Genomic DNA, 14,225 nt, shown 5'->3' with positions numbered 1-14,225 from the left:
AATCTGCGGGGGCGCCTAGCTCGCGAAACGATAGCGGTGCAGCCCACGGCCCTCGCGCCGCAGCCACGCCCGCGCCGCGGCGACGTCGCCGTCGTGGAGCGCATCGACCAGCGTGTGGAAGGCCGGGCCGTGGTCCATATGGCGCAGATGCGCGACCTCGTGCGCGACGGTCGCGCGGCGGACATGATCCGGCGCCATGATCAGCCGCCAGCTGTAGCGCAGGTCGCCGCCGTGGGTGCAGCTGCCCCAGCGGCTGCGCGGATCGCCGATGCCAACGCGCCCGACGCGCAGCCCGGCCGCCGCCGCGATCTCACGGCTTTCGCGCTCCATCAGCGCGAGCGCCTCGGCTTTCAGCCAGCGCTCGACGCGGCGGCCGACGGTCTCGACCGGGCCGCCGAGGGCCAACGCGTCGTCGGTCGCGCATAGCGCGCGCGGGCGCGCCGGGTCCCAGTCGATGCGCCGCTCGACCCCGAACAGCGGCACGCGCGCGCCGGGTCCGACGATCACCGGCGCCACCGCCTTGCCGACCTGCGCCGCGATCCAGTCCTGTTGTTCGCCTGCCCACTGGAGCGCCTTGGCGCTGCTCGCGCGGCGCGGCAGCGTCAGCCGCAGCTCGGCGCGCGCGGCGTCGAAGACGAGACGGTAGCGGCGCGCGCGCGCATGGGGAACGAGGCGCACCGGCCACGCTTCGTCGCCGATCCGGATGTGCGGGCCATCGGCCGTGAAGCGCGCGTCAGACGACACGTTCCACCAGATGATTTTCGAGCGGTCCCGCGACGTCCTCGCTCACCGTCCAGCCGACGATCGATTCGCCCGCGCGGTGCACCGCGCCCCGGTCGCCGCAGACCAGATAATGCCATTCGGGCAGCGGCCGCCCCTCGGCGCGCAGCCGATAGGCGCAGCTTTGCGGCAGCCATTCGATGTCCGCGACCTTGCCCTTGGTCAGCGTCAGGCAGTCGGGGACGTGGCGGCGGCGATGCCTGTAATCGCCGCAGCGCGCGGTCGAAAGATCGAGCAGGCGGCACGCGACGTTGGTCGGATAGATGCGGCCCGTATCCTCATCCTCCAGCTTGTGCAGGCAGCACTTGCCGCAGCCGTCGCACAGCGCCTCCCACTGGCCGGCGTCGAGGCTGGCGAGCGGCGCTTCCCAAAAGGGGCGCCCGGCGGCCCCTACTTCACCCATTTCGCCAGCTCGGCGGCGACCTTGTCGGGGGCGCCCTCGTCGGCGTCGGTCGTCGGATCGTCGACCGGGAGCATCGCCAGCGGCTTGCCGTCGGGGCCCATCAGAAAGGCGATCTGGGTGTGCGCCATCAGATAGCGGTCGGGCGCAGACCCCTCGACCTTGTTGTAGACGACGACATATTCCTTCGCGACCTGGGCGATCTGTTCGGGCGTGCCGGTCAGGCCGAGCAGGCGCGGATGATAGCGGCTGACGAAGGCCCCCAGCGCCTCCGGCGTGTCGCGCGCCGGGTCGATGGTGACGAACAGCGGCTGCACCTTCGCGCCGAGCTTCGGCGCCGCCTTTTCGAACTGGAGGAGCCCGCGCATCAGCTTTTGCAGGTCGACCGGACAGATGTCGGGGCAGAAGCTGTAGCCGAAATAGAGGAGGCGGTATTGGCCCGCAAAATCGCTGTCGCGGACGGTGCGGCCGTTCTGGTCGGTCAGGGTGAAGGGTCCGCCGATACGCGCGCCTTCGAGCGGCGGGCGCGCCTCGGGAGCGGGCGAGGCGCCGTTGCAACCCGCAAGCGCGGCGCCGAAAGCGAGGAGCAGGCTTGCGCGAAGCAGCTTTTGGCCCATAATTGCGATATTCATCATCGGTCCAGCCTTGCGGGGGTAGGCGCCGAAAATCAACCTTTGCGTCGTCCTGCGACGCCCATTGACCCGAGGTCGCCCATGTCTCGTCGCGCAAAGCTGCGTTTCGCTTCGCTCCTCCTGCTCGCCGGCGTCGCCGGCCCGCTCGCCGTGTCGCCGGCGGCGGCGCAGTTCAGCGATACCTACAGCTTTCTGCAGGCGGTCGACAGCCGTGACGGCGACAAGGTGACCAAGCTGTTGAGCGATAACGACGCGCGGATCGTCAACACGCGCAGCCCCGACAATGGCGAAACCGCGCTGGCGATCGTCGTCAAGCGCCGCGACCTCACCTGGCTGAAATTCCTGCTCGGCAAGGGCGCCGACCCCTCGATCGCCGATCGCCAGGGCATGACCCCACTGATGCACGCGGCGCTGATGGGCTTTCCCGACGGCGCGACCGAGCTGCTCGACCGCAAGGCGCCGATCGACCAGACCAACCGGCGCGGCGAGACCGCGCTGATCCTGGCGGTGCAGGCGCGTAATGCGTCGATGGTCCGCCTGCTCGTGCGGCGCGGCGCCAGCCCCGACAAGGCCGATCACATCGCGGGCATGTCGGCGCGCGACTATGCGAAACGCGACGACCGCAGCGGGCAGATGCTCGACCTGCTCGACGCCAAGGCCGACGCGGCGCCGCGCGATTCGGGGGCGGTGTTCGGACCCAATTGACCCTGTAATGTGATTCATAGATTGACAGTCACATTATGATGTGAAATTGTGGCTGCATGTCTACGCAGCTCATCGACCGCATCCGCGGCATCGTCGACGACGGGACCATGTCCCGTTCGGGTCTCGCACGCGCCGCGGGCCTCCACGCCAACAGCCTCCGCGACCTCGATTCGGAGGGCTGGAACCCCACCGCCGACACGCTGCGCAAACTCGAGAACTGGCTCGCGCACGGCAGCGACCTGTCCCCGATGGCGACGCCTGAGGAAATCATTGCCGAGGCGCGCAACGGCCGCATGTTCATCCTCGTCGACGACGAGGACCGCGAGAATGAGGGCGACCTGATCATCCCGGCGCAGATGGCGACCCCCGACGCGATCAACTTCATGGCGACCCACGGCCGCGGGCTCATCTGCCTGACGCTGACGCGCGAGCGCGTCGAGCAGCTCGGGCTCGAGCTGATGACGCGCAACAACCGCTCGCGCCACGGCACCGCCTTCACCACCTCGATCGAGGCGCGCGAGGGCATCGACACCGGCATCTCGGCCGCCGACCGCGCGCGCACCGTCTCGGTCGCGATCGACGCCGCGAAGGGCCGCGACGACATCGTCACGCCCGGCCACGTGTTTCCGCTGATCGCGCGCGACGGCGGCGTGCTCGTCCGCGCCGGCCATACCGAGGCCGCGGTCGACATCAGCCGCCTCGCGGGCCTCAATCCCTCGGGCGTGATCTGCGAGGTGATGAACGACGACGGCTCGATGGCGCGGCTCGACGACCTCATCCCCTTCGCGCGGCGCCATGGGCTCAAGATCGGCACGATCGCCGACCTGATCGCCTATCGCAGCCGCACCGACCGGCTCGTCGAATGCGTGTCCGACGAACCGTTCGAATCGGACTATGGCGGCGACTGGCGTTTGAAATCCTATCGCAACAAGACCGACGGCAGCGTCAATCTGGTGCTGCAGAAGGGGCAGGTCGACCCCGACGGCGTGACGCTGGTTCGCATGCACAAGGTGTCGCTGTTCGACGACATCATGGGCCGGCCGGGACCGAGAAAGCGCCGCCTGCAGCGCTCGATGGAGGCGATCGGCACCGCCGGATCGGGCGTGATCGTGCTGCTGATGCGCCCGCTTCCGGGTTCGGCCGAGACCGAGGAGGCGCCGCCCGCCGAGGGCATGGACCTTCGCACCTATGGCATCGGCGCGCAGATCCTCGCCGACCTCGGCGTGCACGCGATGGAGCTCCTCACGCCGTCGCACAACAATCTCGTCGGCCTCGAAGGCTATGGCCTGTCGGTCGTCGGCGAACGCTCGATCCCGGGGGAGGCCGCATAATGGCGCATGTCCTGATCGTCGAGGCGCGCTTCTACAGCCATCTCAACGACATGCTGATCGACGGCGTGCGCAGCGCGCTCGAAGCCGAAGGGCATAGCCACGAGACGGTGACGGTTCCCGGCGCGCTCGAGGTTCCCGCCGCCATCGCGCTCGGTGCCGACAGCGGACGCTACGACGCCTATGTCGCGCTCGGCGTGGTGATCCGCGGCGAGACCTATCATTTCGAGGTCGTCTCGAACGAGAGCGCGCGCGGGATCATGGCGCTGACCCTCGACGGGCTGGCGATCGGCAACGGCATCCTCACGGTCGAGAATGAGGAGCAAGCGCTTGCGCGCGCAGACAAGACGCGCAAGGACAAGGGCGGCGAGGCGGCGAAGGCCGCGCTCGCGATGCTGGCCCTGAAGGAACAATTCGGCATTGGCTGATCGACCGCCCCCCGGCCGCTATTCCGTCGTCGAACGCGGCGGGCGGCTGGTGGTCATCGATCGAGAGACCGGCCGAACCCCGCCAAGCGCTGCCGAGCGCATGGCCGAGCATGACCGGCGCGTGGGAAACCAGCCCGCCTCTCCTGCGACGCGGCGCTCGCCCGAGGAAGCGGCCGCGGACCTGGCCCCCGAGGTCGTCGAGCTGGTGATCGAAGCGCCGGTGCGACCCGCGAACCCCGCCATGGCAGCTGCCGTCACGGCGATGAACCGCAAGCAGCCGTGGAAAGATCAACCACGGAAACCTGCCGCCGCGCCGGCGCATATCGCCCGGCGGCCGCAGCCTCAGCCGCCGGCGGGGAGCCGCAAGACCTTCACCACCGGCAAATGGTGGGACGCCAAGGGGCCGCGGACGATCACGCTCGGTCCCAGCGGCCAGGCCGAACTGACCGGCGGCTTTCTGGCGCTTTTCTTCGGGCTGGTGATCGCGGCGATCATCAGCGCCTTCGTCGCGCTGCCGTTGCTGTTCGTCGGCGGCTTCCTGCTCGTTCGCTTCGGCGGGCAGATAGTGGGTCCGGCCGGAGCCCGGATCATCGACAAGGCAATCGCGGCGCGCGATTAGAGCCTGATGACATGGCTTTGACCCATCGTGACGGAGCCGATTTTGGCTCAGTGCGAGGCGCGAGGAGGGAGCGATGCCGAGGCATCGTGACCGACGAGCAACGCGGCAATGAGCCAAAAGCGGCCCGCCCCGCAGGGGTCGCCCTGTGAAGGACGCCGGACATCGTCGCGGGTCTTGCACGGGCCACCAGCCCGCGCTGCGCCCCGCTCCTCGCCGGCGTCCTTCACAGGGCGATCACGATGGGGCAAAGCCATGTCATCAGGCTCTAACCCTGTGTCGTCGCCCCCGCACGCGCAGGGGCGACGCGGATCATCAGGCGGCGACCAGCGCCGGATAGTCGGTGTAACCTTCGGGGCCCGGCGTATACCAGGTTTGCGGATTGTCCGCCGACCATTCGGCCCCTGCGCGGATACGCTCGACGAGGTCGGGATTGCCGATATAGGGACGGCCGAAGCTGATCGCGTCGGCGACGCCGCTCGCGAGGTCGGCCTCCGCCTGCGCCACGCCATAGTCGCTGTTGAGGATCAGAGACCCTTTGAACGCGGCTCGAATCGCAGGCGACTGCTTCGGCACGTCGGTGCGGCCGAACGTGCCCTCGGGACCGGGCTCGCGCAGTTCGAGGAAGGCGATGCCGAGCGCGCCCAGCGCCGCGGCGGCGGAAGGAAACAGCGCTTCGGGCGCGCTGTCGTCGACGCCCTGGGTGTCGCCGTTGGGCGACAGACGAACCCCGACGCGCTCCTTGCCCCAGACGCCGATCAGCGCCTCGGTCACTTCACGCAGCAGCCGGATGCGATTTTCGACCGGGCCGCCATAATCGTCATCGCGCAGATTGCTACCGTCGCGCAGGAACTGGTCGATCAGATAGCCGTTGGCGCCGTGGAGCTGCACCCCGTCGAAACCCGCTCGCCTCGCATTTTCGGCAGCTTTCACATAATCGGCGATCACACGCGGGATCTCGCCGCGTTCCAGCGGCCGCGCCACTTCATATTCGAGCCGGCCGACGGGGGTGTGCGCCTTCCCGGGCGCGCGGGTCGCCGAGGCGGAAACCGGCGGCCTGCCGTCGTTGAACACCGAATGGACGACGCGGCCCATGTGCCAGAGCTGCGCGACGATGCGCCCGCCCGCCTCGTGCACGGCGTCGGTCACCGGCTTCCAGCCTTCGACCTGCGCGTCGGTCCACAGGCCGGGTGCCGAGGGCCAGCCGAGCCCTTCCTGCGAGATGCCCGTCGCTTCGGAAATGATCAGCCCCGCCGAGGCGCGCTGGCGGTAATAGTCGCGCGCCAGCTCGTTGGGCACGAAGCCCGGCCCGGCGCGCCCGCGCGTGAGCGGCGCCATGATGATGCGGTTCGGCGCTTCGATGGCGCCCAGCGTGATCGGATCGAGAAGCGATATGGTCATGAAGTCCTCCGCATAACATTTCCCGCGACGCCTTGGCGGACCGCCGCTATGGGCCACCCGAGCTATGGACGCGCGGCGCCCAAGACAACAGTGGGTAGCAAAAGAAAATCTATATGACAGCGAAGAACGACGGCACGGGCGGCATGGAAACGGCGACGAATCGCGGCCGCTGGGCCTTCGCCGCGCTGCTCGGCGGCAATATCGTGCTGTCGGTGGGCGCGCTTCTCGTGCGGCTCGCCGACACCGGCCCGATCGCCTCGGGCTTCTGGCGGATGGCGATCGCCCTCCCCTTCCTGGCGCTGCTCGCGTGGCGCGAGACCGGCGGGCGGATGCCGCCGCGCGCCGCGATCGGCATCGCGATGGCGGCCGGCATCTTCTTCGCGCTCGACCTCGCCGCGTGGCACCTCGGCATCTTGCGGACCAAGGTCGCCAACGCGACCCTGTTCGGCAATTGCGCCAGCCTGCTGCTCGTCATGTGGGGCATCTTCCTCGCCCGCACCCTGCCGCGCGGGTGGCAGGCCTTCGCGATACTGCTCGCCTTCGCGGGCTCGGCGCTGCTCATGGGGCAGAGCTACGAACTCGCCCCCGCCTATCTCGCCGGCGATCTCTTGAGCCTGCTCGCGGGGGTTTTCTATACCTTCTACGTCATCCTGATGCAGCGGGTGCGCGGCGAGCTGGCGGCGTGGACGACGCTCGGGCTCGCCTCGGCGGCGACGCTGCCGATCCTGCTCGGCTCGGCGCTCGCGCTCGGCGAGGCCGTCGTGCCGCAGAACTGGACCCCGCTGATCGCCCTCGCGCTGTCGAGCCAGGTCGTCGGCCAGGGGCTGCTGATCTGGGCGCTGCCGCGCTTCTCGCCGCTCGTCATCGGGCTCACCCTGCTCGTCCAGCCCGCGATCGCGGCGCTCGCGGGCTGGCTGATGTTCGGCGAGCGGCTCGGCGCGATCGACGTGATCGGCGGGCTGATGGTCGGCGCGGCGCTGGTGCTGATCCGGTTGCCGAACCGCCGCGCGGCGCCTATCTGATTCGCATGGCCTCGATCCTGCCCGCCGACCCGACGCTCGACGAGATTCGCGCCGCGCTCGCGCCGCTGATCGCCGAAAATGCCGCCTTCGACGGCTTCGGCGACGCCGCGCTCGCCGATGCGGCGCGGCGCGTCGGGGTCGATCCCGACGTCGCGCGCCTCGCCTTTCCCAGCGGCGGGCGCGACATGGTCGACGCCTGGTTCGCCGACATCGATGCCGACATGGCGGCGAAATGGCCCGCCGAGCGCCTGTCGACGCTCAAGATTCGCGAGCGGATCACGACGCTCGTCGAGACGCGGCTCGACCGGCTCGCGAACCGCCGCGAATCGCTCCGCCGCGCGCTGGCGCTGCTAGCGCTGCCGACCCATGCGCCGCATGCCGCCAGGCTTGGCTGGCGCGCCGCCGACGCCATGTGGCGGCTCGCGGGCGATACCGCGACCGACTATAATCATTACAGCAAGCGCGCGATCCTCGGCGCCGTCTACGCCTCGACGATGGCGGTGTTCCTCGATGACGAGAGCGAGAATTTCGCCGACACCCGCGCCTTCCTCGCGCGCCGGATCGACGCGGTGATGCGCTTCGAGGGCTGGAAGCATCGCCGCGCGGCGCGGAGCATCGAACGCCCGAGCCTCGCGCGCTTCGTCGGCCGGCTCCGCTATCCGGGGCGATAAAGGGCTGGCGCTCGTCAGCTGTTATTGATAATCGCTCGCAAATGACCGCGAAGCTCGATTCCGCCCCGCTCGGCACCGCCGTGCGCATCGCCCGTATCGATTGGGATATCCTCTCGCACGACGAGGGGCGACGGCTGCGCGAATTCGGGCTGATGGAGGGGGTCGAGGTCAAGCCGCTCCATCGCGGCAGCCTCTTCTCGCGTGAGCCGCTCGCGCTCGGCATCGGGCGCATGCAGGTGATCATCCGCGGCCGTCAGGCCGCCGCGATCGAGGTGGAGCCCGCGGCAGCAGCATGACCGGCGCCATCCCCACCATCGCACTCGCCGGCAACCCCAACGCCGGCAAATCGAGCCTGTTCAACGCGCTGACCGGCGCGCGGCAGAAGATCGCCAACTATCCGGGGGTCACCGTCGAGCGCAAGGCGGGGCATGCGAGCTTCGCCGATGGCCGGCCGCTGGCGCTGATCGACCTTCCCGGCAGCTACAGCCTGACCCCCGCGAGCCCCGACGAGGCGGTGACGCGCGACGTGGTGCTCGGACGGCAGGCTGGCGAGCGGCGCCCCGACGCGCTCGTCGTCGTCGTCGATGCCGCCAATCTCGACAATCATCTCTGTTTCGCGCTCGAACTGATCGCGCTCGGCCTGCCGACCGTGGTCGCGCTCAACATGCTCGATCTGGCGGAACGCGACGGGCTGGCGCTCGATCCCGAGCGGCTGGCGATGGAGCTGGGCGTGCCCGTGGTCCCGACCGTCGCGGTGCGCAAGCGTGGGCTCGCCGATCTGCTCGCCGCGGTCGACGGCGCGATCCTGTCGCACCAGACGCAGGCCGACGCGATTCCGGCGTCGCCGCCGACCGACGTCGCGCTGCATCAGCGCGCCCGCGCGATCGCGCGCGCGGGGACGATTTCCGAAACGCCGGTGCGCCGCTGGACCCAGCGCGTCGATGCGGTGGTGCTCCACCCCGTCGCCGGCTTCCTGATCCTGCTCGCGCTGATGTTCGTGATGTTCCAGGCGGTCTATGCCTGGTCGGAGGCGCCGATCGGCTGGATCGAGGGCGGCATCGCCGCGCTGCAGGAGGCGGCGGCGAGCGCGCTGCCCGACGGCTTCCTGCGCGGCCTGATCGTCGAGGGGCTGCTCGCGGGCGTCGGCGCGGTCGTCGTCTTCCTGCCGCAGATATTGATCCTCTTCCTCTTCATCCTGCTGCTCGAGGCGTCGGGCTACATGACCCGCGCCGCCTTTCTGATGGACGGGCTGATGGCGAAGGTCGGGCTGTCGGGGCGCGGCTTCATTCCGCTCTTGTCGAGCTTCGCCTGCGCGGTGCCGGGCATCATGGCGACGCGTGCGATCCCCGATGCCAAGGACCGGTTGACGACCATCCTGATCGCGCCGCTGATGACCTGTTCGGCGCGATTGCCCGTCTATACGCTGATCATCGGCGCCTTCATTCCCGCGCGCGCGGTCGGCGGATCGCCGGTCGGCCTGCAGGGGCTCGTCCTCTTCGGTCTCTATGTCGCGGGCATCGTCGGCGCGCTGGTCGTCGCCTTCGTGCTGCGCCGCTCGGTGACCAAGGGCAATGCCGCGGGCTTCATGATGGAGATGCCGCGCTATCAATGGCCGCGGCTGCGCGACATCGCGATCAGCCTGTGGCAGCGCGCGTGGATCTTCCTGCGCCGCGCCGGCACGATCATCGCGATGACGACGGTGGTGCTCTGGCTGCTGCTGAGCTTTCCGAAGGCGCCCGCGGACAGCGAGCTGCGCCAGGTCGACTACAGCGTCGCCGGCCGCATCGCCAGCGGACTGGAGACCGTCGTGCGGCCGATCGGCTTCAACCACGACATCGCGCTCGCGCTGATCCCGGCGATGGCGGCGCGCGAGGTCGCAGTGTCGGCGCTCGCCACCGCGAATGCGATCGACGCCGGCGACGACGAGGATGCGGTCGCCCAGTCGCTGAGCGAGCGCCTCCAGGGCCGCTGGAGCATCGCCACCGCGCTCGCCTTCCTCGCCTGGTTCGTCTTCGCGCCGCAGTGCATCTCGACGATCGCGATCACCCGGCGCGAGACCAATGGATGGAAATGGCCAATGTTCATGGTTGGCTATTTGTTCCTGCTCGCCTATGCCGCTGCTGGTATCACTTACTGGACGGCCGTCGCCTTCGGACTCGGCTGATCCTCCAACACTCGAGCGGAGCGGAGCGGCGATGGCTGGCAGCGTCAACAAGGTTATTCTCATCGGCAATCTGGGCGCCGATCCCGAAATTAAGTCGTTCCAGAACGGCGGCAAGATCGCCAACATCCGCATCGCGACCTCCGAAAACTGGAAGGACCGGATGACCGGCGAGCGCAAGGAGCGCACCGAATGGCATAATGTCGTGATCAACGGCGAAGGGCTGGTCGGGGTCGTCGAACGCTATCTGAAAAAAGGCAGCAAGGTCTACATCGAAGGCTCGCTTCGCACCCGCAAGTGGCAGGACCGCGACGGCAACGACCGCTACACGACCGAGGTTGTGATCGCGGGCATGGGCGGCAATCTGACCATGCTCGACGGCGCGCCGGGCGGCGGCGGATCGCGCGGCAGCGGCGACAGCTGGAACCAAGGCGGCGGTTCGGGCGGCGGCTGGGATCAGGGCGGCGGTTCGGGCGGAAGCCCGGGCGGCGGCTGGAACCAGGGCGGCGGCGGCTCGGGCGGTGGCAGCCGTCCGCCCTTCGACGACGATCTGGACGACGACGTTCCGTTCTGAGGTTCTGATTCATGGCAAGTGACCTGCTGACCGCCGCCGACGTCGCGCGCGGCGTCTGCCGGCTGTTCGCGCAGGCGGGGCTCGTCGCGATCCCCGAGGTGCCGCTGCCCAATGGGCGGCGCACCGACCTCACCGCGATCGACGCCAGGGGCAACATCACCATCGTCGAGATCAAGGTCAGCCGCGCCGACCTGCACGGCGACGGCAAATGGCCCGACTATTGCGACTGGTGCGACCGCTTCTATTGGGCGCTTGCCGCGGGGCTCGACCCCGCGATCCTCGAAACCTCCGATTATCGTCCCGAAACCTCTGGCCTGATCGTCGCCGACCGCTATGGCGCCGCAGTGGTGCGCGAGGCGGCGAGCTGCAACCTCGCCCCCGCGCGCCGTAAGGCCGAGCTTCTGCGCATCGGCCGCCTCGCGATGCGGCGATCGATGCTGGCGGCGGACCCCGAACTGGCCGCGGGATGGAGCGAGGGGTGAGTCGGGATTGGCTCACGCAAAGGCGCCAAGAAAAAGAATCTCACACAAAGACACGAAGAGGGTGGCGACCGCCAATGGCGAAGCCCGTGAGCGCGAAGGTCGCATGCCTTAAAGGGTCGGACCAGTCCGGCCAATTCGCTACCGAAACACGGAAACGCGAAGCTGTCTCAGCCGCCCTCTTCGCGCCTTTGCGCCTTTGCGTGAGATAATCCGCTTAACCCCGCGCCTGCTGCATCCGCGCCAGATAGCGCGCGAGGACGTCGATCTCCAGATTCACCGGCCGCCCGGCCGCCGCTTCGTCGAGCGTCGTCATCGCCTGCGTATGCGGAATGATGTTGAGCGTGAAATGCGCGGTCCTGTCCGCCCGATCGGTGACCTCGTTGACCGTCAGCGACACGCCGTCGAGCGTGATCGAGCCCTTGGGCGCGATATGCGGCGCCAGCGCGGCGGGCGCCGCGACGGTGACCTTGACGCTGTCGCCCACCGGTTCGACCGCCACGATATGACCCACCGCGTCGACATGGCCGGTGACGATATGCCCGCCGAGCTCGTCGCCGACGCGCAGCGCGCGTTCGAGATTGAGGCGGCGTCCGGCATCCCACATGCCCGGCGCGGTCCGCGCCAGCGTCTCAGCGCTCGCATCGACCGCGAACCAGCCCGCGGGGCCGTTGCTGCCGTCGTCCACACCCTTGTCGACGACGGTGAGGCAGGCACCCGAACAGGCGACCGAGGCGCCGAGATCGATGCCGGCGACGTCATAGGCAGTGTCGATGACGAGCCGGACGTCCCCCCGATCCTCGCGCGTGCGGATGGTGCCGATATCGGTAATGATGCCGGTAAACATGGATGCTTATTCCCTTCGGGTCCGCTCGTAGACGTCGAGCCGGTCGCTGCCAAGCAGGCGGCTGTCGGCGAGCCGCCAGCGGCCGTGAGCGTCGGAAAGATCCGCAAGGCCGATATCGCCGATCGCGGCGCGGCCGCCGCCGCCGATCAGGATCGGCGCGCGATAGAGGAGCAGCCGGTCGACGCGGTCGGCGGCGAGAAAGGCCGCCGCCGCCCCCGCGCCGCCCTCGACGAGCAGCGAATCCACGCCCTCGACCGATTCGGGCGCCGCCGCCGCGGTCCAGCCTTCGGGCGCGTCGCCGCGCGTCAGGACGAAGCGCCGCGGACCGCGGTCTTCGAGGCCCGGCAGCCGCGCGTCGAGGCGGGGCGCATCGACCTCCAGCGTGCCGCGTCCGACAAGGATCGCTTCGTGCCGCGCGCGTTCGAGATGCCCGTGCGCGCGGGCGCAGGCGCCGGTGATCCAGCGGCTAGACCCGTCGGCAAGCGCGATGCAGCCGTCGAGCGAGGTCGCGAGCTTGAGGGTGACGAAGGGTCGCCCCTGCGTCCGCCGCGTCCACCAGGGTGCCATCGCATCGCGCGCCGCGTCAGCAAGCAATCCGGTCTCGACCGCGATGCCCGCTTCGCGTAGCCGCGCGACGCCGCGCCCGTCGGTGCGCGGATCGGGGTCCTGCAGCGCGGCGACGACTCGCGCGACACCGGCCCCGATCAGCGAATCGGTACAGCACGGCCCGCGCGGACTGTCATGCGCGCAGGGTTCGAGCGTGACATAGGCGGTCGCGCCGCGCGCGGCGTCCCCCGCGGCCGCGAGCGCCATCGCCTCGGCATGCGGCCGCCCGCCCGGCTGGGTCCAGCCGCGCCCGACGATGCGGCCGCCGCGAACCAGGAGGCAGCCGACATTCGGATTGGGCGCCGTCCGCCCGCGCCCGCGCCCGGCGAGCGCGACGGCGGAAGCCATCCAGTCGGCGTCGGCGGGCAGGCGTGGCATCGGGGCTTATTTTTGCGGCGCCGGGGCGGACTGCGGACCGCGAGCCGCGCGCTCGGCGAGCGTCGACCGCCTGGGCGGCGCGGGCGTCTTGTCCCTGGCGAGCGCATCGGCCTCCTTGCCGAGCGTCTCGCGTGTCACCTTGTCGGCCTCGGTCGAATCATAATCGACCCCCATCATGTCGGCGAGCTTCTGAAATTCGGCGCGGCGCTTGGCATTCTCGCGCGTCGTTTCCTTCGCGCGCGCGATCCAGTCGGCCCGGACATCGGCCTCGCTGCGATTCGCCGACCAGTTCTCGAAATAGATGATCTGCGGCTGGGGCTTTTCATAGGGGATCAGATATTTTCCGAAGCCCCAGAACAGCAGGATCGCAAAGGCGATCGCGACCCCCCAGCTCGTCCAGCGATGCGGGCGCGGTTCGCGGATATAGCCCCAGAAGTCGGAGACGCCTCCGGTGACATCCCAATTGTTGAACATTCCCATGCCGCCAATTTAGGCGATGTCGCGCCGTTTTGCGAGGGGCCTCAAGATTGCGCCCCGTGGGATTCCGCTGCGCCCGTGATTGCAAAAAATGCAATCACGGATAATCTTTTCGCAGTTGCGAAATTCATTGTGCAGTGCAATATCACACTTGCCTTTTAGGCATCCTCTCCCAAAACTTCTACGGGCCGCCTTCGGGCGGCCCTTTTTTTCGACCTTTTTGGTAGAGAGGGCCGATTCGGTTGGCCGAATCAGTCCTGCGCTGGGGTTCGCGTTTCGAATCGCCGCACTTCGGCGATGAAGCTGCCCGGCAGCACGGTCGGCTGTCCGCTATCACTGTCGATATGCGCATAGCTGATTTCGATATCGGTAAGCCGCTCCGAATCCCGGAAAATCCCGCAATGAAGCGTGAAGCTCGTCCGTTCGAAGCGGCTGATTCGCGCCGCGATCGTGATCAGCTCGTCGAGCCGCGCGGGCGCGTGATAATCGATCTCGCAATGCGTTTCGCGAATGTCTGTACCATATTGGTGAAAATAGGGGCCCGGCTGCCCTTCGCCGAGCGCACGGAAATATTCGGTGACCCCGATGTCGGCGTAGACCAGATAATGGCCGTTGAAGACGATATTCTGGCCGTCGATCTCGTTGTAGCGTACGCGTACGCGCTCCTGCACGCGGAAATCGGCCAGCGGCACCTCGCTGCGATGGCTCATCGGCTCCGGC

At 68.8% G+C, this 14,225-nt stretch carries 18 protein-coding genes; 10 read left to right on the top strand and 8 right to left on the bottom strand.

All coding sequences use genetic code 11. From position 1 onward, the window contains the following. Window positions 1-15: 15 nt before the first annotated feature. The 3 genes from ACOTSS_RS18275 to ACOTSS_RS18265 are packed head-to-tail and all read right to left on the bottom strand — an operon-like array spanning window position 16 to window position 1,797. Window positions 16-744, bottom strand: a complete 729-nt coding sequence (locus ACOTSS_RS18275) for a M48 family metallopeptidase (RefSeq protein ID WP_448689380.1) — start codon at window positions 742-744, stop codon at window positions 16-18. After that, complete coding sequence (locus ACOTSS_RS18270) at window positions 734-1,183, bottom strand: YcgN family cysteine cluster protein (protein ID WP_448689379.1); 450 nt, start codon at window positions 1,181-1,183, stop codon at window positions 734-736. Before ACOTSS_RS18270 ends, ACOTSS_RS18275 begins: the two co-directional genes overlap by 11 nt. Further along, a complete protein-coding gene (locus ACOTSS_RS18265) occupies window positions 1,171-1,797 on the bottom strand; it encodes an SCO family protein (RefSeq protein ID WP_448689378.1) in 627 nt (208 codons plus the stop codon). The genes ACOTSS_RS18270 and ACOTSS_RS18265 overlap by 13 nt, the downstream gene beginning before the upstream one ends. Before the next feature lie 96 nt (window positions 1,798-1,893). Here ACOTSS_RS18265 and ACOTSS_RS18260 point away from each other — a divergent pair, with 96 nt between their 5' ends. Genes ACOTSS_RS18260 through ACOTSS_RS18245 form a run of 4 tightly spaced genes read left to right on the top strand, consistent with a single transcriptional unit; the run spans window position 1,894 to window position 4,892 of the window. Further along, complete coding sequence (locus ACOTSS_RS18260; protein WP_448689377.1) at window positions 1,894-2,517, top strand: ankyrin repeat domain-containing protein; 624 nt, start codon at window positions 1,894-1,896, stop codon at window positions 2,515-2,517. A gap of 56 nt (window positions 2,518-2,573) precedes the next feature. After that, window positions 2,574-3,848 carry a 3,4-dihydroxy-2-butanone-4-phosphate synthase gene (gene ribB, locus ACOTSS_RS18255; protein WP_448689376.1) on the top strand — a complete coding sequence of 425 codons (1,275 nt, stop codon included), beginning with the start codon at window positions 2,574-2,576 and terminating at the stop codon, window positions 3,846-3,848. Further along, window positions 3,848-4,273, top strand: coding sequence for a 6,7-dimethyl-8-ribityllumazine synthase (gene ribH / locus ACOTSS_RS18250; RefSeq protein ID WP_448689375.1), 426 nt, complete (start codon window positions 3,848-3,850; stop codon window positions 4,271-4,273). The genes ribB and ribH overlap by 1 nt, the downstream gene beginning before the upstream one ends. Further along, window positions 4,266-4,892: a hypothetical protein gene (locus ACOTSS_RS18245; protein ID WP_448689374.1), complete on the top strand. Its 627-nt coding sequence runs from the start codon at window positions 4,266-4,268 to the stop codon at window positions 4,890-4,892. Before ribH ends, ACOTSS_RS18245 begins: the two co-directional genes overlap by 8 nt. 312 nt (window positions 4,893-5,204) lie before the next feature. Here ACOTSS_RS18245 and ACOTSS_RS18240 read toward each other — a convergent pair whose 3' ends face one another. Next, complete coding sequence (locus tag ACOTSS_RS18240; RefSeq protein WP_448689373.1) at window positions 5,205-6,290, bottom strand: alkene reductase; 1,086 nt, start codon at window positions 6,288-6,290, stop codon at window positions 5,205-5,207. A gap of 113 nt (window positions 6,291-6,403) precedes the next feature. Between ACOTSS_RS18240 and ACOTSS_RS18235 the strand changes: the two genes are divergently transcribed. Genes ACOTSS_RS18235 through ACOTSS_RS18210 form a run of 6 tightly spaced genes read left to right on the top strand, consistent with a single transcriptional unit; the run spans window position 6,404 to window position 11,200 of the window. Next, window positions 6,404-7,312 carry a DMT family transporter gene (locus ACOTSS_RS18235; RefSeq protein WP_448689372.1) on the top strand — a complete coding sequence of 303 codons (909 nt, stop codon included), beginning with the start codon at window positions 6,404-6,406 and terminating at the stop codon, window positions 7,310-7,312. Window positions 7,313-7,317: 5 nt separating this feature from the next. Then, the gene (locus tag ACOTSS_RS18230) at window positions 7,318-7,983 is read left to right on the top strand and encodes a COQ9 family protein (protein WP_448689371.1); all 666 of its coding nucleotides are present in this window, start codon (window positions 7,318-7,320) and stop codon (window positions 7,981-7,983) included. 41 nt (window positions 7,984-8,024) lie between these two features. Beyond that, window positions 8,025-8,279 (top strand): FeoA family protein, encoded by a 255-nt coding sequence (locus ACOTSS_RS18225; protein WP_095387869.1) that lies wholly within the window; start codon window positions 8,025-8,027, stop codon window positions 8,277-8,279. Then, window positions 8,276-10,147, top strand: coding sequence for a ferrous iron transporter B (gene feoB / locus ACOTSS_RS18220; protein ID WP_448689370.1), 1,872 nt, complete (start codon window positions 8,276-8,278; stop codon window positions 10,145-10,147). The genes ACOTSS_RS18225 and feoB overlap by 4 nt, the downstream gene beginning before the upstream one ends. Window positions 10,148-10,178: 31 nt before the next feature. Beyond that, window positions 10,179-10,718, top strand: a complete 540-nt coding sequence (gene ssb / locus ACOTSS_RS18215; RefSeq protein WP_448689369.1) for a single-stranded DNA-binding protein — start codon at window positions 10,179-10,181, stop codon at window positions 10,716-10,718. 11 nt (window positions 10,719-10,729) lie between these two features. Next, window positions 10,730-11,200 carry an MmcB family DNA repair protein gene (locus ACOTSS_RS18210; RefSeq protein ID WP_448689368.1) on the top strand — a complete coding sequence of 157 codons (471 nt, stop codon included), beginning with the start codon at window positions 10,730-10,732 and terminating at the stop codon, window positions 11,198-11,200. Window positions 11,201-11,414: 214 nt separating this feature from the next. Here the strand turns inward: ACOTSS_RS18210 and ACOTSS_RS18205 are convergent, their stop codons facing one another. The 4 genes from ACOTSS_RS18205 to ACOTSS_RS18190 all read right to left on the bottom strand — a co-directional run bounded on the left by ACOTSS_RS18205 (window position 11,415) and on the right by ACOTSS_RS18190 (window position 14,215). Next, entirely contained in the window at window positions 11,415-12,044 is a 630-nt protein-coding gene (locus ACOTSS_RS18205; RefSeq protein WP_448689367.1) for a riboflavin synthase, read from the bottom strand. Between the two features lie 6 nt (window positions 12,045-12,050). Beyond that, window positions 12,051-12,998: a bifunctional diaminohydroxyphosphoribosylaminopyrimidine deaminase/5-amino-6-(5-phosphoribosylamino)uracil reductase RibD gene (gene ribD / locus ACOTSS_RS18200; protein ID WP_448691373.1), complete on the bottom strand. Its 948-nt coding sequence runs from the start codon at window positions 12,996-12,998 to the stop codon at window positions 12,051-12,053. A 36-nt stretch (window positions 12,999-13,034) separates the two neighbouring features. Further along, on the bottom strand, window positions 13,035-13,508 hold the full coding sequence (locus ACOTSS_RS18195; protein WP_448689366.1) for a hypothetical protein: 474 nt from the start codon (window positions 13,506-13,508) through the stop codon (window positions 13,035-13,037). Window positions 13,509-13,756: 248 nt separating this feature from the next. Continuing rightward, window positions 13,757-14,215 carry an acyl-CoA thioesterase gene (locus tag ACOTSS_RS18190; protein WP_448689365.1) on the bottom strand — a complete coding sequence of 153 codons (459 nt, stop codon included), beginning with the start codon at window positions 14,213-14,215 and terminating at the stop codon, window positions 13,757-13,759. Window positions 14,216-14,225 lie beyond the last annotated feature (10 nt).

The organism is Sphingopyxis sp. NJF-3 (genome assembly GCF_053514865.1).
This window is presented reverse-complemented; position numbering and strand designations above follow the sequence as displayed.